Origin of the sequence: Promicromonospora sp. NFX87 (genome assembly GCF_048564965.1) — a bacterium.
Classification (GTDB): Bacteria; Actinomycetota; Actinomycetes; order Actinomycetales; family Cellulomonadaceae; genus Promicromonospora.
On the sequence record NZ_CP183413.1, the window covers coordinates 3,011,658 to 3,031,548 of the forward strand.

A 19,891-nucleotide genomic window follows, 5' to 3' on the forward strand; every position below is an offset into this window, starting at 1 on the left:
CCGCACACGCACCGCCTCAGAAAGGTGGATCGCCGGGGCCCGGCGAGCCGGTGGCCTCGCCGGGCTCGCCGGGTTGGCCGGGCTCGCCGGGTTGGCCGGGTATGGCGCCCGGCTCGCTGGTGGCGTACTGCCGTGGCAGGCGCCGGCCGGTCAGGGCACGCAGGCTCAGGTCATAGCTGGTATCCGGGTCGACCTGGCCGATGTCGACGTGAGTATCCAGCACGGTCGGCGGTCGGTGGTGGGTGCGGCCGGTGGGAGTGGTCCAGGTAGTGATTCCGGTCGCGGGGTCGCGCGCGACGCCCCACCCCGCGTGCGTCTTGAGCAGATGATGCCGACGGCACAGGGCGTGCAGGTTCCATGCGCTGGTCTGCCCACGCCCGGCCGTGCCGGCGGTGTCGTGGTCGAAGGGCTCGATGTGGTCCAGGTCGCACTGTTCGGCCGGGGTGTCGCAGCCAGGGAAGGTGCAGGTGTCGTCCCTGGCCTCGACCGCGGCCCGCAGGACCCGGCCCGGTTGATAGGTGGTGGTGGAGTAGTCGACCAGCACCCCGGTGACCGGGTCGGTCACCAAGCGTTGCCAGGTCGCGTCCTGCGCGATGAGCCGGGCCGTCTCTGCCGGGATGGGTCCGAATCCCTTCAGGTCGCCGGGTGCTTCGTCCAGGCCCAGGAGCACGCTGGCCGGGACCGTCACCCGGACCACCGGGCGGGTCGGCGTGATCCGCACCGGCCGCACCACCTGCTGGACGGGGGCACGGCCACCGCAAGAGCAGACCGACACCTCCACACGGTCGGCCCCATCGGCCGCCGGGCCCGTATCGCTCTCGGCGCGGTCGGTCTTCGCTGTAGTCCCGCTGGCCTGGCTGGTCTCGCTGGCCTCGCTGTTCTCACCGGTCTCACCGGTCCCGCCGGTCTCGGTGGTCTGGCCGGTCTCGGTGGTCTGGCCGGTCTCGGTGGTGCCACTGGCCCCGCTGGCCTCAGTGGTCTCAGTGGTCCCGGTGATCTCAGTGGTCTCGGTCGTGCCGGCGAAGCGGTCAGCGGGCAGGAGCCGGCCCGTGACGATCCCGGTCAACGAGTCCGCTCGGAGCTGTCCCAAGCTGCGTTCCTCGCCGCTGGTGCGGCGCAGCTGGTGGGCCATGTCGTCCACCACACCCCATACCGCCGCCGCGTCGGCTGCCGGCAGGTAGGCCGACACCCAGCCCATGTCGTTCTCGGCCCGGTCGAGCTGGACGCAGCGGCGCTGTGCCTCGGCCTGTGCGGTGTCCGCCGCGCCGTGGCGAGCCTTGGCGAACGCGAGCATCCGGGCCTGCAGCCACCGCCAGGTCCGATGCGGGGCCTGCGGCAGATACCGCTCGATCGCCTCCGCCCGCTCGGCCTCGGTCAGCTGAGACGCGGAGCGCAGCAGGGTGTGCGCCTTGCGGACGTCGATCCGCCCCGTCGCCAGGGCCGAGATCACACTCGGGTGCCGAGCACCGGACTCGGCACGCACGACGACCTCGGTACCTTCCGACCCGGTCACCACGAGCTCACTGGTGACCTGCCCGACCAGCGAGCCGTGTGCGAGCGGATCGGTCTCCCGGGCAGCACGTTCGGCCACGACCCGCGCCTGCACACCTGCGGCCCAGGACTGGAGGTGGCCGCATGCGGCAACCATGTCACTCAGCGCGCCGTCCGGAAGATCCTTCAGTGGGTCCTCGTCCGGGACCGCGCTCGCCCCGACGCCTACGCCGGCCGCCTCCGCGACCACCCGCGCCAGCTCTGCGCCTGGCGTACCGCGGAGCGCCGCCCGCAGTGTCTCCACTGGCCACAGCACGACCGGCACCGCATCCGGCGGCCAGTCCGGCATCGAGTCCAGCCAGGCCGGCACCTCCGGCGACCAGTCCGCCTCGTCGACCGGCGCACCGTCGGGCATGACGTCGTCGGACAGGGTCTCACGCATGCGAGCACACTCCTCACCGGGATCTGAGATCAGGAACCATCCAGGGCCAAGACTCATTGAAGCAGCCATTCCTGCGGACCTTTGTTCGACCCTACAACCGACCACCCACACTCGACTCGGTCGCCGTCCAGATCACAGGATGCGGAGGCCAGGGCCGCATTCGACGGTCGGCGTCCATGTCAGTGGCTTGGCATAACGTCTTGCCATGAGCGAGCCACGACCCTTCACAGTCCACGTCCCAGACCAGGTCCTCACCGATCTGCGCGAGCGACTGGCGCGCAGCCGGATCCCGGACGACTCGCCCCGGCGGCCGGCGTCGGGCATGACCGCGACGTACCTGCGCGAGCTGGTCGACCACTGGATCAGCTGGGACTGGCGCGCCCGGGAGGCCTGGCTCAACGAGCATCCGCAGTTCATCGCGGAGATCGACGACGTCGACCTGCACTTCGTCCACCTGCGCTCGGACCGGCCCGACGCACCGGCGCTCCTGGTGCTGCACGGCTGGCCGCACACGTTCGCGCTCCAGCTCGACTTCGCCGACCTGCTTCCCGACTTCGACGTCGTGGTCGCGAGCCTGCCCGGGTTCGGGTTCTCCTCGCCGTACGCCGAGGGGCCGATGTCGGAGAAGCGGCTGGCCTCCACCATGCACACGCTGATGACGGAGGTGCTCGGCTACGACCGGTACTTCACGTACGGGGAGGACGTCACGGCGAACGTCAGCGACCTCATCGCCGCTCGCTACCCGGAGCAGGTGGCGGGGATCGTGGCCACCCACGCGCACTTCCCCACCAGCGACGAACGCGCAGTCCTCGACGACCCCGAGGTCAAGGAGTTCTTCGACGGCATCGCCGCGAAGCACCAGACCGACGGCGCCTACGGCCACGTGCAGGCAACCCGGCCGGACACCCTCGCGTCCGCTCTCAACGACTCCCCCGCCGGCCTGCTGGCGTGGCTCGCCGAGAAGCTGGTCGAGTGGAGCGACACGCCACCAGGCGACCCCCGCGCGGTGGAGCGCCGCATCTCGCGGGACCGCATCCTCACGGAGGCGACCATCTACTGGGCGACCCAGACGATCGGGTCATCGTTCCGCCCCTACTACGAGGGTGCCGACCAGCCGGACCCGATCCCGCCCACCAGCGTGCCCGCGGCGGTGTTCATCCAGCGGCACGAGGCCGCCTATCCCGAGGCGCTCGCGCGCCGCCACTACCTCGACCTTCGCGAGTTCGACCGCCTCGAGGAGGGCGGGCACTTCACGGTGGCCGAGGTGCCTGCCGAGATGGCGGCGCGCATCCGGAGGTTCGTCCGCTCGGTCGGCTGAGCCGGAGGTGCAGCGCAGGGTGCGGGCCGAGGAACGAGGCGCGCGCCCGAAGCGGAACCGCAGACTCAGCCGATACACCTAGAGCCTGAACCGGAGCTCAGGCCTTCGGCTCGAGCCGGATCACCGGGAACTTGCGGTCCGTGTTCTTCTCGTACTCCTTGGCGTCCGGCCAGTACTCGGCCCAGATGCCGTAGAGCCGCTCCCAGTCGGGCTGCCCCGGCCGGACCACGGTGGTGCTCGCGCGGAGCGTCTTGTCGCCGAGCTCGATCGTGACGTCGCCGGGGCCGTCCTCGACGTTCGCGACCCAGGCCGGGTCCTTCGGAGCACCGCCGAGCGAGCCGCAGATGACGTAGGCGTCGCCGTCGGCCGCGGCCACGAGCGGCGTCACGTACTCCTTGCCGCTGACCCGCCCCACGTGGTGCAGCAGCACCAGGCGTTTGCCGGTGAAGTGCCCGCCCACGACGTCGTCGCCCAGCACACCGGCGTTGGCCCGGAACGCCTCGATGACGCCCTCGTTCATGTCTGCCATGTTGTCCTCCGCAGTCTTGGTCGGCCGCTCCGGTCGACTAACCGGACTTTACCCCGCTTACGCGATTCCCGGTAGCATCCGAAGATGAGTACATCGCTGACCTGGGGCACCCCGCACCCCGAACGGGCCGATGCCGCCCGGAACCGTCAGCTGCTGCTCGCCACCGCCCGCGAGCTCATCGCCGCGGACGGTCCTGACTGCCTCACGATGGACCGGCTCGCCGAACGTTCCGGGCTCGGCAAGGGCACCGTGTTCCGGCGGTTCGGCACCCGGGCCGGGATCTTCCAGGCGCTGCTGGACGACAACGAGCGCGCCCTGCAGCAGGAGATCCTCTCCGGGTCGCCGCCGCTCGGCCCGGGCGCGCCGCCGGTCGACCGCCTCGTCGCCTACGGATCCGCGCGCATCCGCTTCCTCGCGGAGAACCACGAGATCGCCCGGTCCGCGATCGAGGGCCGTCCGACGAACGGCCGCCGCCCGCCGCTGTCCCAGATCCACATCCGGGTCCTGCTCCGCGAGCTCGACCTGCCCGGAGCCGACGTCGACCTGCTCGCCGGGCAGCTCACGTCCGCGCTGGAGGGTCCGCTCCTGCTCCGGCTCTTCGACGGCCCCGAGCCGGACCGGTCGCAGCTCACCGACCGCTTCGAGGCCGGCTGGCGCTACCTGGTCGAGCGCGTCTGCCTGCCGGCGGCCTGACGGGCGCCTCGCCGACCGGCGACCACCTGGCACCGTCACGCGTGCGTCGGCGCCTCGTGGCGTGCGTGCTCGGCGGGCTCGAGCTGGAAGGTCGAGTGCTCGACGGACACGTCGAACTCGGTGGCGACGCAGCGCTGCAGGGCGTCGAGGACCGGGGGCGCCTGCCCGTCGCGGAAGCAGGCGTCCCGCACCACCACGTGCGCACTGATCGTCGGCAGGCCGGTGGCGACGAGGGAGGCGTGGAGGTCGTGCACCGACTCGACGTTCTCCACCTCCAGCAGCCGGGCCCGCACCAGGTCCAGGTCGATCCCGGCAGGAGTGGACTCCAGCAGCACGTTCGCCGAGTCGGTCAGGAGCTTCACCGCACGGGGCAGGATCAGCACAGCGATGACGAGCCCGGCGACGGCGTCGGCGCGCTGCCACCCGGTGGTCGCGATCACGACGGCCGCCACTATCACCGCGACCGAACCGAGCGCGTCGTTGGCGACCTCCAGGAAGGCGGCGCGCAGGTTGAGCGACGCCGACCGTCCGCCCGCCAGCACCAGCAGCGCCACGACGTTCCCGACCAGGCCCACTATGCCGAACACCAGCAGTCCCGGCCCAGGAGTTTCGGCCGGACCGACCAGACGGCTCACCCCCTCGGCCAGGGCGTAGACGCCGACGGCGAGCAGCACGACGGCCTGGGCCAGCGCGGCCAGGACCTCGGCCCGCCGGAACCCCCACGTCCGGCGCGGCGACGGCGGCCGCAGCGCGAGCGACGCGGCGAACAGCGCGATGGCCAGGCCTGCGACGTCGGTCAGCATGTGCGCGGTGTCGACCAGGAGCGCAAGGCTGCCCGTGAGCACGGCGCCTACCGCCTGCGCCACGAACACGGCCGCCGTGATCCCGAACGCGACCGCCAGCCGTCGCCGGTTGCTCTCGTCGCCGGCGCCGCCGTGGGCGCCGTGGTGGTGCTGGTGGTCACCCATCGACTGCAGCCTTTCGCTGGTCGCCATCGCGGTCGTGCTCGTGCTCATCATGTCCGTGCTCGTCATGTCCGTGCGCGTCGTGGTCGTGATGATCGCCGTCGGCGTGACCGTGGTCGTGCGCCAGCTCGCCCTCCCACGCCTCGCGGCCCTCGTGGATGGCGAACGCCGCGATCACGAACCCGGCGACGGCGTCCACCCAGCCCGCACCGGTCAGCGCGAACACCACGAGACCGACAAGCGTCGACAGGGAGAGCAGCACGCAGATCCGCGTCTCGGCGGCGTCGGCCAGGATCAGCGGGTCGCCGAGAGCCACCCCGACACGGCGCTTGGCCTCGGCCAGGAGCGGCATGACGACGAGCGACGCGATCAGGAGCCCGATCGCGACCGGAGAGCTCTCCGGCGTGTCGCCGACCACGAGGCTGCGCACACCCTCGACGGTGACGTAGCCCGCGAGCAGGAAGAACGTGATCGCGACGAGCCGGAGCGTGATCAGCTCCTTGCGCTCGTCCGCCTCGCCGTGCCGCAGACGGGCGGAGAGCCGAAGACCCACCAGCACCGCCGAGATCGACTCGATGCCGGAGTCGATGCCGAAACCGATCACCGAGACGAGCCCCGCCGCGATGCCGGCGGCGATCGCGACAACGCCCTCGACGACGTTGTACGCGACGGTGAACTTGGCCAGCCGCAGACCCCGCCGCGTCAACCGCTCCGTCGTCCGCTCCGGCGTCTCCGCACCCTGCTCCGGCGTCTCCGCACCCTGCTGCGCGCTCATGACGCCACCGCTTCCGGCGCGGACGCGTGCGCGGCGGAACCGTCGACCCCGTAGACCGGGCACAGCGCGACGGCGTCCCCGGTCAGCGCGAGCAGCCGCTCGGCGGACTCGAGCACCGCGAGCGTCGCCTCCGGGTGGGTCAGCGAGAACACGGAGGCCCGGCCCTCCGGCCGGGACTCGACGAGACCGCAGTCCCGCAGGCACGCCAGGTGCTTGGAGACCGTCGACTGCGCGAGGTCCAGGTGCCGGGTCAGGTCGACCACGCGATGCTCACCGAGGGCGAGGTGCCGCAGGATCGCCAGCCGCGACGGGTCCGAGAACCCGTGGAACAGACACGCCGCCACCGCCATCGCCGCGGGCCCGTCCGGGGCACGATCGCCGACCGTCTTTATCATCGCCATACGGCGATGCTAGCAGCCGCTACGCGACCGCCCGCGCGTGCCAGGCCGCAGCCGTCGTGTCCAGGACTGCCGACCACGGCGTCGGGCGGACGCCGAACACGCTGGTGGTCTCGGCCGCGTCCGCGACGAACGGCTGGTCGAACTGGTAGAGCACGCCCAGCGCCTCCCGCACCAGCGGCACCGCGAGGCCTCCGGCCCGCAGCGCGATGCGCGGCACTCGCCGCAGCCGCGGCTCACCCGTTCCGGCCCGCACCCCGAGCTCGCGCAGCACCTCACGCACGGTCGCCGGCGGATTGGACGGCACGAGCCACGGCGAACCCCAGGCCCGGTCGTCGGCACCGAGCGCGATGAGGGTGGAGACCACGTCCTCGACGGCGGTCCACGTGTGCGGCTGGTCCGGGTCCGCCATGACGGACGCCGTCCTGCCCGCGAGCGTCGCCGCCGCGTACGTCGTGAGCAACCCGTGCGACTCGGGGATGGTCGGCCCGATGTAGTCGGAGGCGCGCGCCTCCGTGACGCGCACACGTCCGGCCTGGTGCGCCGCGAGCGCCTCCTGCCAGACCCGTGCCCGGACCTCACCGAGGGTGCTCGACGGCGCGAGCGGCAGGTTGCGGGTCATCGGCCCGTCGACCGGCCCGTAGCCGTAGAGGTTCCCGAGGCTGACGAGCACCGCGCCCGAGCTCTCGGCCGCGTGCAGCACCGACGCCGCCAGGGGCGGCCAGCCGCGCTCCCATGCCGGGTACGGCCCGGGGTTCGCGCAGTTGTAGACGACGCCGACCCCGCGGGCGGCGTCGGCGAGCGCCGTCGCGTTCGTGGCGTCGAGGGCGATCCGCTGGACGCGGGGAAGGTCGGGGCCGCCGCCGGAGCGGGTCACCACCCGGACGGTGCGGCCGGCCTGGGACAGCCGGCGCGCGAGAGCGGCGCCGACGGGTCCGGCGCCGACGACGAGATGCGTGGTCATGGGCTCAGGGTGCCATCCATATTCGTCATACAGGTTCGCTACTTGTATGATCGCCTGAACACTCGCCGCAAAGGAGCGCCATGACGTACCAGCCCGACGCCATCCGGACCGTGCAGCTCTCGACCCTCACGCTGCCGCTGACCACCGCCATCTCCGACGCGAAGGTCTTCACCGGCCGCCAGAAGCCGATGACGGAGGTCGTGTTCCTGCTCGCGGAGATCACCACGGAGCAGGGTTTCGAGGGGCTCGGCTTCTCGTACTCCAAGCGTGCGGGCGGCCCCGCGCAGTACGCGCACGCGAAGGAGGTGGCGCAGACCGCCGTCGGCGAGGACCCGAACGACATCGCCAAGCTGTACACGAAGCTGCTGTGGGCGGGGGCGTCCGTGGGCCGCTCCGGCGTCGCGACCCAGGCGCTGGCCGCGATCGACATCGCGCTGTACGACCTCAAGGCCAAGCGCGCGGGCCTGCCGCTGGCGAAGCTGCTCGGTGCGCACCGCGACTCGGTGCGCACCTACAACACCTCCGGCGGTTTCCTCAACGCGAGCATCGAGGAGGTCAAGGAGCGCGCGAGCCGGTCGATCGCCGAGGGCATCGGCGGCATCAAGATCAAGGTAGGCCTGCCGGACGGCGCCACGGACCTGGCGCGCGTCGCCGCCGTCCGCGAGCACATCGGCCCGGACGTGCCGCTCATGGTCGACGCCAACCAGCAGTGGGACCGCACCACGGCGCTGCGCATGGGGCGCCGGCTGGAGCAGTTCGACCTCGACTGGATCGAGGAGCCGCTGGACGCGTACGACGCCGAGGGCCACGCCGCGCTCGCCGCCGCCCTGGACGCCCCGATCGCCACGGGCGAGATGCTGGCCTCGGTCGCGGAGCACGAGCGCCTCATCGCGACGCGGGCGTGCGACATCATCCAGCCGGACGCCCCGCGCGTCGGCGGGATCACGCAGTTCCTGCGCCTGCTCACGCTCGCGGACCAGGCCGGGCTGGACCTCGCGCCGCACTTCGCCATGGAGATCCACCTGCACCTGGCCGCCACGTACCCGCGCGAACCGTGGGTCGAGCACTTCGACTGGCTGGACCCGCTGTTCAACGAGCGTCTGGAGACGAAGGACGGCCGCATGCTCGTCCCGAACCGCCCGGGCCTGGGCGTCACGTTCAGCGACCAGGCCCGCGCCTGGACGAAGGACACGGCGACCTTCACCGGAAACTGACCCGCCGGTCCGCGAGGTAGAGCGTGTGTCCGGACCCACGCTCTACCTCGGCGTTCCCCAGTCGGCGAAGTAGAGCGTGGGTACGGACAGGCGCTCTACTTCGCGGGAGATCGGGAGATGGAAGCATGAGCGCATGGTTCAGACACTGAGCGGGAACCTCGTGGAGGCGCTGCGGACTCGCATCGTCAACGGCGACATCGCACCCGGCGAGAAGCTGCCCAGCGAGCCGCGGCTGGCGACCGAGCACGGGGTGAGCCGCACCGTCGTCCGCGAGGCGATAGCGCGCCTGAACCTCGAGGGCCTGGTCCACACGCGGCGGGGCAGCGGCAGCTACGCGCTCACTCCCCCGGCCGACGACGCCGACGGCGCCCCGCCGCTCGCCCGCTCGCTGGCCGACCGGCTCGCCCTGGTCGAGTACCGCCTGGCGCTGGAGGCCGAGGCCGCCGCGCTGGCCGCGACCCGCCGGACGCCGGCCCAGCTCGCGGCCCTGGCCGACCGCCTGGACGCGCTCGCGTCCTCCGACGGACACCCCGCGACCGCCATGCAGCACGACTTCGCCTTCCACCGGCTCGTAGCCGAGGCCGCGGGGAACAGGTTTCTGCTGGAGGCCCTGGACCGGCTCGGCCCGCAGATGATCGCCATGCCGCGCGGCCGCCTCGACCGGCACGACGGCGGCCGCTTCACCGCCGTCGTGCAGGAGCACCGGGCAGTGCTCGCGGCGCTGGAGTCGCAGGACCCGCTGGCCGCGGCGGCGGCGATGCGGGTCCACCTGGCGGGCTCGCGCCGCCGACTGCTGGAGGAGTCGGGCGCGGCCAAGGCAGACGGCGCAACGTGACCACGCAGTTCCTGCCAGACCGGGGCGTGCCCTGGCAGGAACTGCACGGTCAGGCGTTCGGCTACCGCGGCGGCTTGACCGCCAGCACCGGGTGGTCCGCCTGCAGCAGGATGCGCTGCGCCACCGACCCCATGATGAACTTCCCCACCGTGCTGCGGCGGCGCAGTCCGATCACGATGAGCGAGGCGTCGTGCTTCTCGGCCAGGTCGAGGATCTCGTCGGTGAAGTCGTCGCGGTGCGTGCCGCGCACCACCTCGGCCCGCACCCCGGCGTCGTCCGCCAGGGTGAGGATCCGGGAGAGGTCCTCCGTCGTCGCGACGGTGGTCTCCACGACCGACCCCTCGCGCGCCGAGTTCACGACGAGCAGGTCCTCGTCCCGGAGCCGGGCCTCGGTGATCGCCGCCTGCACGGCGGCCTCCCCCGCGGGTGTGGGCACGTAGCCAACGACGATGGTCATACTGACTCTTCCTCTCGGTTCTGCGCGGACGAGCCCTGCGCGGATGAGTCCTGCGCCGCCCGCCGGTTGCGGACGGACCGGACCAGGGGCAGCACGGCGACCACCACGAACACGACCAGCAGCGTCGCGGAGATGGGCCTGGTGAAGAAGCCTGCGGCCGACCCGTCGAACATGAGCAGCGAGCGCCGCAGGCTGGACTCCAGCAGCGAGCCCAGCACGAACGCGAGCACGAGCGGCCCGGGCTCGAACCCGAACTTCTTCATCAGGTAGCCGATGGCCCCGAAGACGACGACCAGGAGCACGTCGAACACGGAGTTGTTGATCGTGTACGCGCCGATCATCGTGATCAGCGCGGTGACCGGCGCGAGGATCGCGGAGCGCACCCGCAGGATGCGGACGAAGACGCCCACCAGCGGGATCGACATGATCAGCAGCAGCACGTTCCCGATGTACATCGAGTTGACGACGCCCCAGAACAGCTCGGGGTGCTCGGTGACGAGCTGCGGGCCCGGCGTGATGCCCTGGATCAGCAGCGCGCCGAACATGAGCGCCATGGTGGCGTTGGCGGGGATGCCGAGCGTGAGCAGCGGGATGAAGGAGCTGGTGGCTGCGGCGTTGTTCGCCGTCTCCGGGCCCGCGACGCCCTCGATGGCACCCTTGCCGAACCGGCTGGGGTCCTTAGCGCGCTTCTTCTCGGCGGCGTAGGCCGCCATGGAGGCGATGGTCGCGCCGCCACCGGGCAGGATGCCGAGGAAGAACCCGAGCACGGACCCGCGAGTCACGGCGCCTGAGGACTCCCGCAGATCCTTCCGCGAGGGCCAGACGTTCGCGATCTTGCCGGGCGCGTGCACGGCGCGGTGCCGCTCCTCCAGGTTGTAGAGGATCTCGCCGAGGCCGAACAGGCCCATGGCGACGGGCACGAAGTCGATACCGTCGGCCAGGCTGAGGCTGTCGAACGTGAACCGTTCCGCGCCCGTGAACGCGTCGCGGCCGATGGTGGCGAGCAGCAGCCCGATCGCCGCGGCGATCAGCGCCTTGAGCTTGGCTCCGGACGCGATGGTCGAGACCAGCAGGATGCCCAGCAGCGCGAGCGCCGTGTACTCGGGCGGCCCGAAGTCGAGGGCGAACCCTGCCACGACCGGCGCGAGGAACGTCAGCCCGATGATGGCGACCGTGCCGCCCACGAACGAGCCGATGGCGGCGACACCGAGCGCCGTCCCCGCGCGGCCCTGCCTGGCGAGCGCATGCCCGTCCAGCACGGTGACCACCGAGCTGGCCTCGCCCGGCAGGCGCAGCAGCACCGAGGTGATGGTGCCGCCGTACTGGGCGCCGTAGAAGATCCCGGCGAGCATGATGATCGCCGTGACCGGCTCCACGCCGTAGGTCAGCGGCAGCAGGATGGCGATGGTGGCCGCTGGGCCGAGGCCCGGCAGCACCCCGATCAGCATGCCGATGACCACCCCGATGAGGCAGTACAGGAGGTTCGTCGGTTCCAGCACGACGGCGAAGCCGGCCAGGACGTTCTGCAGCGATTCCACGTGAGTCCCTTATGGGCAGTCAGATCGAGTGGGCGGTCAGATCAGAAGAGGTGCGGGACGTTCGTACCGAGCGCCCCGACGAAGACCGCGTAGAGCGCGCCGACGACGATCACCGAGTACAGGACGGTGGACCGCCAGGACTCCCCGCCGAGGAACTTCATCCAGACGAGGCTCAGCAGGAGCGCGGGGATCTCGAAGCCGATCACCGGTAGCAGGGCCACGAGCCCCAGGAGCGTCGCGAGGCCGGCCAGCGAGAGCCACGAGTACCGGGAGAACTTCTCGCCGTCCCCGCCCCGCCGTCCGACGACCACCTGGGCGAGGGACAGCACGACGACAGCGACGCTGACCGCGAGCGGCCAGAGCCCGGCCCCGGGCCGCGACGGCGTACCGAGGCCCAGGGCCACCGCCGCCACCGCGCCCGCCACGCCGACACCGGCGGTCACCAGGCACGCGGCCAGGTTCGCGACCGGGCCGGCGACGGGCGGCGCGACGTCGTCCACGGACTCGAAGGGCTCGACCGGCTCGGCGGCCGTCACGGCTGGGCTCTCCACGACCGGTCAGCCTTCCGCGAGGCTGATGTCGTACTCGTCGGTGAGCGCCTGGTACTTCTCGGCGAGCTCCGTCCACTCCGCGGTGACCTCTTCGCCCGAGATCTCGTGCGGCGTGAGCAGGTTGTTCTCGTTGAACGACTGGTACGTGTCGGTCGCGATGGCGGCGTCGATCGACTCGACGAGCCGCGCCTTGACGTCCTCGGGCAGGCCCTTCGGGGCGGCGACGGCGCGGTACTGCGAGACGGGCACGTCGTACCCCTCCTCGACGGCGGTCGGCACGTCCGGGAGGAACTGGTTGCGCTCGGCCGAGAAGGCCAGGAGCGGCACCACCTTGCCGGCGTCGATCTGCGGCTTGGCCTCGCCAAGCTGCACGGTGGCCAACTGCACCTGGTCGCCGACGACGGCGGTCAGCGCGGGCGAGCCGGAGTCGAACGGGACCGCAGTGCCCTCGACGTCGGCCTGCGCGAACAGGACCGCCTGCGCGAGCTGCGAGCCGGTGCCCACGCCGGTGGTGCCGTACGTGACGTCGCCGGACGCCTCCTTGAGGTCGTCGAAGGTCTCGAAGCCGGACTCGGCGCTGGCGAGCAGCACGTAGTCGTCCTGGGAGAGGCCCTTGAGCACCTCGAGGTTGTCCAGGCTCACCGCCTCGTCCTCGGACACCGCCAGCGGCGTGATCGTGATGAGGGAGGCGTTGAGCAGGATCAGCTCGTGGCCGTCGGCGGGCTTGGCGGCGACCTCCTCGGTCGCGAGCGCACCGTTGGCGCCGGCCCGGTTGACCACGGGGACGGAGACGCCGAGGTCCTCGGCCATGCCCTCGGCCACGGCGCGGGCGATCAGGTCGGTGGAGCCTCCGGCGTCCTGGCCCACGGTGAGGGTCACGGGTCCGGTCGGGAAGTCGGCGCCGTCGGCGGCGGACCCTCCGGCCACGTTCCCGCCGCAGGCGGCGAGGGTCAGGGCGGCGAACGCCGCGCCGGCTCCGAGGAAGGCCCTGCGGGTGCGCGGGGTCCTGTGGGCACGAGTTGTCATCGCAGCTCTCTCCTCATTGAGATTGGGACACAGAGATCGGGACACGGAGATTGGGACACAGAGATCGGGTGCCGGGATCGGCACGAGAAGCCATGTCCCGGTAGGTCGTTGAGCATAGGAAGCCCCTACGATGCCTGTCTAAGCCTCTTACTGCATTGCTTGATTCTCTGAATGCATCGAGCCCCGGAAAGGCCATCGTGTACACCCTCGATCAGGTCCGCTGCTTCCAGGCCGTCGCGGAGGAGCTCCACTTCGGCCGCGCCGCGGAGCGGCTGAACATGACCCAGCCCCCGCTGAGCCGCCAGATCCAGAAGCTCGAACGCGCGGTGGGGGTGCCGCTCCTGGAGCGGGACAACCGGCACGTCGAGCTGACGACGGCGGGCGCCGTCTTCCTGGAGGAGGCCCGCCGCCTGCTGACCGCCGCCGACGCCGCCCCCGCGCTCGCCCGGAAGATCGCCGCGGGCCGGGCGGGCGTGCTGCGCCTCGGGTTCACCGCCGCGTCCGGCTTCAGCCTGCTGGGCACGCTCGTCCAGGAGATCGCCGAGTTCATGCCCGACGTCGACCTGGATCTCCAGGAGCTGGTCACGATCGAGCAGATCGAGGCGATCCGGCGCGGTGAGCTGGACCTCGCCCTCGGCCGGCCGCCGTTCGACCAGGAGAGCTTCGACTCGCGCCTGCTCCTCTCGGAGGACCTGGTCCTGGCCGTGCCGCACGGGCACCCGTTCGCCCGGCTGGACCGCCCCGTCGTCGTCGGCGACCTGCGCGACCAGGCGCTGATCGGGCACCACCCCACCAAGGCCCGCTACTTCTACGACATGGTGGTGCGCTACATCGACGTCGAGCACGCGAACGTCGTGCACGTCGTCAGCCAGATCCTGACCATGTGCTCGCTGGTGGCCGCGGGCCGTGGCGTCGCGTTCGTCCCCGAGTCGGCCCGCCTCCTGGGCCTGCCGGGCGTGACGTTCGTGGAGCTGGGCGACGTCCCGCACGGCGTCGTCGAGCTCCACGCCATCTGGAACCGCACGTCGAAGAACCCGGCCCTCCACAGCTTCCTGACCTTCCTCCACCCACCCCACGACTAACCCCAAGTTGAGTGCTGGCTTTTCGCCCTTCCAGCGCCTGCTGGGGGGCGAAAAGCCAGCACTCAGCGAAGTCGGGAGGGTTGGTGATGTTGTTGGGGTATCAGCCGATGCACGATGGGGCTTGGACAGGCATCGTTCGACGTTTCTAGGTTGGCGACCAGCACGCCATCGCCGACGTCTGTCACAGGAGGGGCCCCCTTGGCCACGTACGCACCCCAGGAGCTCGCCGTCGCCCTCAAGGACGGGCTGCTCTCGTTCCCCGTCACCCCGTTCGCCGGGGACGGGAACATCGACGAGGAGCGGTACCGCGAGCACATCGACTGGCAGTCGAGCTTCGAGATCGGCGGCCTGTTCGCCGCCGGCGGCACGGGTGAGGGCTTCAGCCTGACCCCCGAGGAGTCGGCCCGCGTGGTCCGGCTCGCCGTCGAGACCGCCGCCGGACGCACCCCCGTGCTCGGCAGCGCCGGCGGGAACACCGCCCAGGCGATCCAGAACTCGCAGGCCGCCGAGACCGCAGGCGCGGAAGGCATCCTGCTGCTGCCCCCGTACCTGACCGAGTGCGACCAGGACGGGCTCCTGGAGCACGCCTCCGCGGTGTGCGGCTCGACGAGCCTCGGCGTGATCGTCTACAACCGCGGCAACGCCGTCTACTCCGCACAGACCGTCGCCCGGCTCGCCGAGCGGCACCCCAACTTCATCGGGTTCAAGGACGCCATCGGCGACATCGAGCAGCTCACCCGCGTCTACGCCACGAACGGCGACCGGCTCTTCTACCTCGGCGGGCTGCCCACCGCGGAGACCTTCGCGCTGCCGCTGCTCCAGCTGGGCATGAGCACCTACTCGTCCGCCATGTACAACTTCGTGCCCGAGTTCGCACTCGACTTCTACCGGGACGTGCGGGCCCAGGACCACGCGGCAGTGACCGAGAAGCTGCGCCGGTTCGTCCTGCCCTACCTCGACATCCGCGACCGCGCCAAGGGCTATGGGGTGTCGATAGTCAAGGGTGGCCTGAAGGCGGTCGGCCGGGACATGGGCAGCGTCCGCCCGCCGCTGCAGGACCTGACCGACCGGGACCTGAAGGACCTGGGCACCCTGATCGACGACGCCGGCGTCCGCTGAAGCAAGACCCGCCGACGCACGGCCCGCCGACGCACGATCGACTGAAACAGCACGGGAGAGAAACGATGACCACCACCGAGCTCACCGGACACTCGATAGTCGCCGGCGCGCCCCTGGCGGGCGCGGCGGGCACCTTCGCCGGCCAGGACCCGGCGACGGCGCAGGCCCTCGAGCCCGCCTACTCGCTGCTCGACGACGCCCAGGTCGCCCGGGCGACCGCCGCCGCGCAGGAGGCCTTCGCCTCCTTCTCCACGCTCGCCCCGGAGCCGCACGCCCGGTTCCTGGAGCAGATCGCGGACAACATCGACGCCATCGGGCCCGACGTCGTCGCGCGCGCCATGCAAGAGACCGGCCTCCCGGCGGCCCGCCTGACCGGGGAGGTCGCCCGGACCACCGGCCAGCTGCGCCTGTTCGCCCAGGTCGTGCGGCAGGGCGACCACCGCGGCGTGCGGATCGACCCGGCCCTGCCCGACCGCACTCCCCTGCCCCGCGCCGACATCCGGCAGCGCAAGGTGCCACTCGGCCCGGTCGCCGTGTTCGGCGCGAGCAACTTCCCGCTGGCCTTCTCGACCGCGGGCGGCGACACCGCCTCGGCGCTCGCCGCGGGCTGCCCGGTGGTCGTCAAGGCGCACAACGCGCACCCCGGCACGGCGGAGCTCGTGGGCCGCGCGGTGGCCGACGCCGTCGCGGCGTCCGGCCTGCACCCCGGCGTGTTCTCCCTGGTCTACGGTCCGGGCAACGCCATAGGCAAGGCCCTGGTGACGGACCCCGTGATCCAGGCCGTCGGCTTCACCGGCTCCCGCGGCGGCGGCCTCGCGCTGGTCGCCGCGGCGGCGGCCCGCCCCGTGCCGATCCCCGTGTACGCCGAGATGAGCTCGATCAACCCGACGATCCTGCTCGACGGCGCCCTGGCCGGCGACGTCGACTCCCTCGCCGCCGCGTACCTCACGTCCGTGACGGGCTCGTCGGGCCAGCTCTGCACCGCGCCCGGGCTCGTCTTCGTGCCGGACGGCGAGCGCGGCGACGCGTTCGTCGACGCCGCGGGGCGCGCCGCCGCTGCCGCCGCCGGCCAGACCATGCTGACGGCCGGCATCGCCGAGGCCTGGCAGCAAGGCGTCGACACGCTCGCCGCGCAGGACGGCGTGCGCCTGGTCGGGGCGGGCTCTCCCGGTGGCACCGAGAACGCGCCCGCGCCGGCCGTGTTCGCGAGCGCCGTCCCTACCCTGCTGAGCAACCCGGTGCTGCAGGCCGAGATCTTCGGCGCCGCCTCGCTGGTGGTCCGGTACGCCGACGCCGGCGAGCTGCTCGCCTCCGTCGAGCGGCTGGAGGGGCAGCTCACCGTGACGCTGCACCTGACCGAGGCCGACCGGGAGACCGCCACGGCGCTGCTGCCCGTCCTGGAGCGCAAGGCGGGCCGCATCCTCGCGAACGGCTGGCCGACCGGCGTCGAGGTGGGGCACGCGATGGTGCACGGCGGTCCGTTCCCCGCGACGTCCGACTCCCGCAGCACGTCCGTGGGGACGCTCGCGATCGAGCGGTTCCTGCGCCCGGTCGCCTATCAGAACCTGCCGGAGTACCTGCTGCCCGAGCCGGTCCGGTCGGACAACCCGTGGCACCTGACGCGGCGGGTCGACGGCGTGCTGGACGTGGTGCTGGGCGCCACGGAAACCGGGGCCGCCCGGTGAGCGCCCACCCCACCATCGCGCGCGTCGAGGTGGTGCCCGTCGCGGGGCACGACTCGATGCTGCTCAACCTGTCCGGCGCGCACGCCCCGTTCTTCACGCGGAACATCGCGATCGTCACCGACTCCGACGGTCGCACCGGGCTGGGCGAGGTACCCGGCGGGGAGAAGATCCGGGCCACGATCGAGGAGGCGGGGCGGCTCGTCGTCGGGCAGCCGGTGGCCCGGTTCCGCAGCCTGCTGCGCACCGTCTCCACGGCGTTCGCCGACCGCGACGCGAGCGGGCGCGGCCTGCAGACGTTCGACCTGCGCACCACCGTGCACGCCGTCACGGCCCTGGAGTCCGCGCTGCTGGACCTGCACGGCCAGGACCTCGGCGTGCCCGTCGCGGAACTCCTCGGCGACGGCGTCCAGCGCGAGAGCGTGCCGATGCTCGGCTACCTCTTCTACGTGGGCGACCCGGACGCGACCGACCTGCCGTACCTGCGCGGGGACGACGAGTCCGACGCGTGGGGCCGGCTGCGCCGCGAGCAGGCCCTGACGCCGGACGCCGTCGTGCGGCTGGCCGAGGCAGCCCAGGAGCGGTACGGCTTCACCGACTTCAAGCTCAAGGGCGGCGTGCAGGCGGGCGACCTGGAGGTCGACGCGGTCGTGGCGCTCAAGGAGCGGTTCCCCGACGCCCGGATCACGCTCGACCCGAACGGCGGCTGGCCGCTGGCCGACGCGATCCGGCTGGGCAGACGGATGCGCGGCGTCGTCGCCTATGCCGAGGACCCGTGCGGCGCGGAGGGCCGGTTCTCCGGCCGGGAGGTCATGGCGGAGTTCCGCCGGGCGACCGGCCTGCCGACCGCGACCAACATGATCGCCACGGACTGGCGCGAGATGGCGCACGCCGTGCGTGCGGGCGCCGTCGACATCCCGCTGGCCGACCCGCACTTCTGGACCATGGCCGGCTCCGTCCGCGTGGCGCAGCTCTGCCACGAGTTCGGCCTGACCTGGGGGTCGCACTCCAACAACCACTTCGACGTCTCGCTGGCGATGTTCACGCACGTCGGCGCAGCGGCGCCCGGCGCGATCACGGCGCTGGACACGCACTGGATCTGGCAGGACGGACAGGGCCTGACGACGGCGCCGCCCCGGATCCGCGACGGTGCCATCGCGGTGCCGACCACCCCGGGCCTCGGCGTCGAGCTGGACCGCGAGCGCCTGGCCGCCGCGCACGAGCTGTACCTGGAGCACGGCCTGGGCGCCCGCGACGACGCGCTCGCGATGCAGTACTTGATCAAGGGATGGGCGTTCGACCCGAAGCGCCCCTGCCTGGTGCGCTGACCGCCCCGTCGAGTGCTGGGTATCTGTGCGCTTTCGGGCCCGAGACCCGCAGATACCCAGCACTCAACGCTGCTAGATTCGGGGGGGGGTCTGGACCGCAGCCGAGAGCTACAGCATGGAGGCGACGCGCTCGCGTCGTCGCGCCCCGCTGTACGGCGCGGACGAGGACCGCCGCGAGCTGCATCCCTGAGTGACGGAACGCCCGCGCCCGCACGCCGTCGTGCCGGCGCACCGCCGCCCGCCCGTCACGACCACCAGGGAACCACCATGCGCTCTTCCGACCTGTCCTCTGTCCTGCCCTCTGCCCTGCCCCCGACCGGCCACCCGGCGATCGACTGGGCCGCGCGGCACATGCCGCTGCTCGACGCGAGCTTCGCCGACGTCGGGCACCTGTTCGACGGCCTCCATCTGGGCGTCTCCATCCACGTCGAGCCCAAGACCGCCGTGCTGTGCCGGCGGCTGCTCGCCGCGGGTGCCCGCGTCACGATCACGGGCAACATCGGCACCACCGTGCCGGACACCGTCGAGGCGCTCCGGGACCTCGGCGCCACCGTCCTGGGCGGCCGGGACGACACCCCGGCCCAGCGCGCCGAGCACCTCGAACGAATCCTCGCGGCCGAGCCCGACCTGATCCTCGACAACGGCGGCGACCTCATCACCCGCCTGACGCAGGGCGCACCGCGCTCGCCCCGGTTCCTCGGGGCCACGGAGGAGACGACGACCGGCGGCCTCCGCCTGCGGCAGCTCGCCTCGCTGCCCGACTTCCCGGTCGTCGTCATCAACGACAGCAGGCTCAAGCTGCTGGTCGAGAACGAGTTCGGCGTGGGCCAGAGCATCGTGCAGGGCTTCATGAACGCCACGAACCTCATGGTGCCCGGCGCCCGCGCCGGCGTCGTCGGCTACGGACCGTGCGGCAAGGGCGTCGCCGACACGCTCCGGGCTCTCGGCGCCCGGGTCACGGTCGCCGAGCTCGACCCGTTCCGCGCGCTCGACGCCCTCCTGCGGGGCCACGAGGTCGCGGACCTGCCGGACCTGCTCGCGGCCTGCGACCTCGTGTTCCTCGCGACCGGCGCCCGCGACGTGATCGGCGCCGCGGAGCTCGAGCACCTGCGCGACGGCGCGGTGCTGGCCGGCGTCGGCCACGATGGCCGGGAGATCGACCGAGTGGCGCTGACCGCCGCGACAGCCGAAACCTCGACCCTGTCCGCCGCCGGCCAGGACCGGGACGCCCGCGTCCTGTACCGCCTGCGGGACGGGCGCGAGATCGTGCTCCTGCACGACACGCACATGCTCAACCTCACCGCGGCGTCGGGCAACCCGATCCAGGCGATGGACCTCGGCTTCGCGCTGCAGGCCCGCAGCCTGGCCGCGATCGTGGCCGGACAGGCCGGGCCGGCGGGGGTGTCCGCCGTACCCGAGCCGGTCGACCGCGTGCTGGCCACGTCCCTGGTCGGGCTGCTGTCCGGAGGGCGGTAACCGGCGCA

19 protein-coding genes are annotated in these 19,891 nt (G+C 72.2%); 9 read left to right on the forward strand and 10 right to left on the reverse strand.

From position 1 onward, the window contains the following. Nucleotides 1-16 precede the first annotated feature (16 nt). Complete coding sequence (locus tag ACNYC2_RS13470; RefSeq protein WP_419707507.1) at nucleotides 17-1,933, reverse strand: HNH endonuclease; 1,917 nt, start codon at nucleotides 1,931-1,933, stop codon at nucleotides 17-19. 205 nt (nucleotides 1,934-2,138) lie between these two features. Between ACNYC2_RS13470 and ACNYC2_RS13475 the strand changes: the two genes are divergently transcribed. Beyond that, nucleotides 2,139-3,251, forward strand: a complete 1,113-nt coding sequence (locus ACNYC2_RS13475; RefSeq protein ID WP_419707508.1) for an epoxide hydrolase family protein — start codon at nucleotides 2,139-2,141, stop codon at nucleotides 3,249-3,251. 97 nt (nucleotides 3,252-3,348) lie between these two features. Here the strand turns inward: ACNYC2_RS13475 and ACNYC2_RS13480 are convergent, their stop codons facing one another. Further along, nucleotides 3,349-3,780 carry a nitroreductase/quinone reductase family protein gene (locus tag ACNYC2_RS13480; protein ID WP_419707509.1) on the reverse strand — a complete coding sequence of 144 codons (432 nt, stop codon included), beginning with the start codon at nucleotides 3,778-3,780 and terminating at the stop codon, nucleotides 3,349-3,351. Between the two features lie 84 nt (nucleotides 3,781-3,864). Here ACNYC2_RS13480 and ACNYC2_RS13485 point away from each other — a divergent pair, with 84 nt between their 5' ends. After that, nucleotides 3,865-4,473 carry a TetR/AcrR family transcriptional regulator gene (locus ACNYC2_RS13485; RefSeq protein WP_419707510.1) on the forward strand — a complete coding sequence of 203 codons (609 nt, stop codon included), beginning with the start codon at nucleotides 3,865-3,867 and terminating at the stop codon, nucleotides 4,471-4,473. 35 nt (nucleotides 4,474-4,508) lie between these two features. Here ACNYC2_RS13485 and ACNYC2_RS13490 read toward each other — a convergent pair whose 3' ends face one another. Genes ACNYC2_RS13490 through ACNYC2_RS13505 form a run of 4 tightly spaced genes read right to left on the reverse strand, consistent with a single transcriptional unit; the run spans nucleotide 4,509 to nucleotide 7,575 of the window. Then, complete coding sequence (locus ACNYC2_RS13490) at nucleotides 4,509-5,441, reverse strand: cation diffusion facilitator family transporter (RefSeq protein WP_419707831.1); 933 nt, start codon at nucleotides 5,439-5,441, stop codon at nucleotides 4,509-4,511. After that, the gene (locus tag ACNYC2_RS13495; RefSeq protein WP_419707511.1) at nucleotides 5,434-6,213 is read right to left on the reverse strand and encodes a cation diffusion facilitator family transporter; all 780 of its coding nucleotides are present in this window, start codon (nucleotides 6,211-6,213) and stop codon (nucleotides 5,434-5,436) included. Before ACNYC2_RS13495 ends, ACNYC2_RS13490 begins: the two co-directional genes overlap by 8 nt. Further along, nucleotides 6,210-6,614, reverse strand: a complete 405-nt coding sequence (locus ACNYC2_RS13500) for an ArsR/SmtB family transcription factor (RefSeq protein ID WP_419707512.1) — start codon at nucleotides 6,612-6,614, stop codon at nucleotides 6,210-6,212. Before ACNYC2_RS13500 ends, ACNYC2_RS13495 begins: the two co-directional genes overlap by 4 nt. A gap of 19 nt (nucleotides 6,615-6,633) precedes the next feature. Then, nucleotides 6,634-7,575 carry an NAD-dependent epimerase/dehydratase family protein gene (locus ACNYC2_RS13505; RefSeq protein ID WP_419707513.1) on the reverse strand — a complete coding sequence of 314 codons (942 nt, stop codon included), beginning with the start codon at nucleotides 7,573-7,575 and terminating at the stop codon, nucleotides 6,634-6,636. A gap of 80 nt (nucleotides 7,576-7,655) precedes the next feature. On the opposite strand from ACNYC2_RS13505, the gene ACNYC2_RS13510 reads away from it, so the two are divergent. Then, nucleotides 7,656-8,789: an L-talarate/galactarate dehydratase gene (locus ACNYC2_RS13510; protein WP_419707514.1), complete on the forward strand. Its 1,134-nt coding sequence runs from the start codon at nucleotides 7,656-7,658 to the stop codon at nucleotides 8,787-8,789. Nucleotides 8,790-8,922: 133 nt separating this feature from the next. Beyond that, nucleotides 8,923-9,624 carry a FadR/GntR family transcriptional regulator gene (locus ACNYC2_RS13515; protein ID WP_419707515.1) on the forward strand — a complete coding sequence of 234 codons (702 nt, stop codon included), beginning with the start codon at nucleotides 8,923-8,925 and terminating at the stop codon, nucleotides 9,622-9,624. 61 nt (nucleotides 9,625-9,685) lie between these two features. Here ACNYC2_RS13515 and ACNYC2_RS13520 read toward each other — a convergent pair whose 3' ends face one another. Genes ACNYC2_RS13520 through ACNYC2_RS13535 form a run of 4 tightly spaced genes read right to left on the reverse strand, consistent with a single transcriptional unit; the run spans nucleotide 9,686 to nucleotide 13,196 of the window. After that, nucleotides 9,686-10,081 (reverse strand): universal stress protein, encoded by a 396-nt coding sequence (locus ACNYC2_RS13520; RefSeq protein ID WP_419707516.1) that lies wholly within the window; start codon nucleotides 10,079-10,081, stop codon nucleotides 9,686-9,688. After that, the gene (locus ACNYC2_RS13525) at nucleotides 10,078-11,619 is read right to left on the reverse strand and encodes a tripartite tricarboxylate transporter permease (RefSeq protein ID WP_419707517.1); all 1,542 of its coding nucleotides are present in this window, start codon (nucleotides 11,617-11,619) and stop codon (nucleotides 10,078-10,080) included. Before ACNYC2_RS13525 ends, ACNYC2_RS13520 begins: the two co-directional genes overlap by 4 nt. Before the next feature lie 41 nt (nucleotides 11,620-11,660). Further along, entirely contained in the window at nucleotides 11,661-12,170 is a 510-nt protein-coding gene (locus ACNYC2_RS13530) for a tripartite tricarboxylate transporter TctB family protein (protein WP_419707518.1), read from the reverse strand. A 6-nt stretch (nucleotides 12,171-12,176) separates the two neighbouring features. Then, nucleotides 12,177-13,196 carry a tripartite tricarboxylate transporter substrate binding protein gene (locus ACNYC2_RS13535; protein WP_419707519.1) on the reverse strand — a complete coding sequence of 340 codons (1,020 nt, stop codon included), beginning with the start codon at nucleotides 13,194-13,196 and terminating at the stop codon, nucleotides 12,177-12,179. Between the two features lie 197 nt (nucleotides 13,197-13,393). Here ACNYC2_RS13535 and ACNYC2_RS13540 point away from each other — a divergent pair, with 197 nt between their 5' ends. The 5 genes from ACNYC2_RS13540 to ACNYC2_RS13560 all read left to right on the forward strand — a co-directional run bounded on the left by ACNYC2_RS13540 (nucleotide 13,394) and on the right by ACNYC2_RS13560 (nucleotide 19,883). After that, nucleotides 13,394-14,278 carry a LysR family transcriptional regulator gene (locus ACNYC2_RS13540; protein WP_419707520.1) on the forward strand — a complete coding sequence of 295 codons (885 nt, stop codon included), beginning with the start codon at nucleotides 13,394-13,396 and terminating at the stop codon, nucleotides 14,276-14,278. Nucleotides 14,279-14,476: 198 nt separating this feature from the next. Beyond that, nucleotides 14,477-15,397 (forward strand): 5-dehydro-4-deoxyglucarate dehydratase, encoded by a 921-nt coding sequence (kdgD, locus tag ACNYC2_RS13545; protein WP_419707521.1) that lies wholly within the window; start codon nucleotides 14,477-14,479, stop codon nucleotides 15,395-15,397. 65 nt (nucleotides 15,398-15,462) lie between these two features. Further along, nucleotides 15,463-17,082 (forward strand): aldehyde dehydrogenase (NADP(+)), encoded by a 1,620-nt coding sequence (locus ACNYC2_RS13550; RefSeq protein WP_419707522.1) that lies wholly within the window; start codon nucleotides 15,463-15,465, stop codon nucleotides 17,080-17,082. Then, nucleotides 17,079-18,407, forward strand: coding sequence for an enolase C-terminal domain-like protein (locus ACNYC2_RS13555; protein ID WP_419707523.1), 1,329 nt, complete (start codon nucleotides 17,079-17,081; stop codon nucleotides 18,405-18,407). Before ACNYC2_RS13550 ends, ACNYC2_RS13555 begins: the two co-directional genes overlap by 4 nt. A gap of 267 nt (nucleotides 18,408-18,674) precedes the next feature. Beyond that, nucleotides 18,675-19,883: an adenosylhomocysteinase gene (locus tag ACNYC2_RS13560; RefSeq protein WP_419707524.1), complete on the forward strand. Its 1,209-nt coding sequence runs from the start codon at nucleotides 18,675-18,677 to the stop codon at nucleotides 19,881-19,883. Nucleotides 19,884-19,891 lie beyond the last annotated feature (8 nt).

Bases quoted from the DNA above. Each gene is read 5' to 3' on its own strand.
- ACNYC2_RS13550 (WP_419707522.1), top strand. From the start codon at position 15,463: ATGACCACCACCGAGCTCACCGGACACTCGATAGTCGCCGGCGCGCCC.
- ACNYC2_RS13535 (WP_419707519.1), bottom strand. From the start codon at position 13,196: ATGACAACTCGTGCCCACAGGACCCCGCGCACCCGCAGGGCCTTCCTC.
- ACNYC2_RS13505 (WP_419707513.1), bottom strand. From the start codon at position 7,575: ATGACCACGCATCTCGTCGTCGGCGCCGGACCCGTCGGCGCCGCTCTC.
- ACNYC2_RS13495 (WP_419707511.1), bottom strand. From the start codon at position 6,213: ATGAGCGCGCAGCAGGGTGCGGAGACGCCGGAGCAGGGTGCGGAGACG.
- ACNYC2_RS13485 (WP_419707510.1), top strand. From the start codon at position 3,865: ATGAGTACATCGCTGACCTGGGGCACCCCGCACCCCGAACGGGCCGAT.
- ACNYC2_RS13510 (WP_419707514.1), top strand. From the start codon at position 7,656: ATGACGTACCAGCCCGACGCCATCCGGACCGTGCAGCTCTCGACCCTC.
- ACNYC2_RS13560 (WP_419707524.1), top strand. From the start codon at position 18,675: ATGCGCTCTTCCGACCTGTCCTCTGTCCTGCCCTCTGCCCTGCCCCCG.
- ACNYC2_RS13490 (WP_419707831.1), bottom strand. From the start codon at position 5,441: ATGGGTGACCACCAGCACCACCACGGCGCCCACGGCGGCGCCGGCGAC.
- ACNYC2_RS13475 (WP_419707508.1), top strand. From the start codon at position 2,139: ATGAGCGAGCCACGACCCTTCACAGTCCACGTCCCAGACCAGGTCCTC.
- ACNYC2_RS13470 (WP_419707507.1), bottom strand. From the start codon at position 1,933: ATGCGTGAGACCCTGTCCGACGACGTCATGCCCGACGGTGCGCCGGTC.
- ACNYC2_RS13515 (WP_419707515.1), top strand. From the start codon at position 8,923: ATGGTTCAGACACTGAGCGGGAACCTCGTGGAGGCGCTGCGGACTCGC.
- ACNYC2_RS13520 (WP_419707516.1), bottom strand. From the start codon at position 10,081: ATGACCATCGTCGTTGGCTACGTGCCCACACCCGCGGGGGAGGCCGCC.
- ACNYC2_RS13480 (WP_419707509.1), bottom strand. From the start codon at position 3,780: ATGGCAGACATGAACGAGGGCGTCATCGAGGCGTTCCGGGCCAACGCC.
- ACNYC2_RS13500 (WP_419707512.1), bottom strand. From the start codon at position 6,614: ATGGCGATGATAAAGACGGTCGGCGATCGTGCCCCGGACGGGCCCGCG.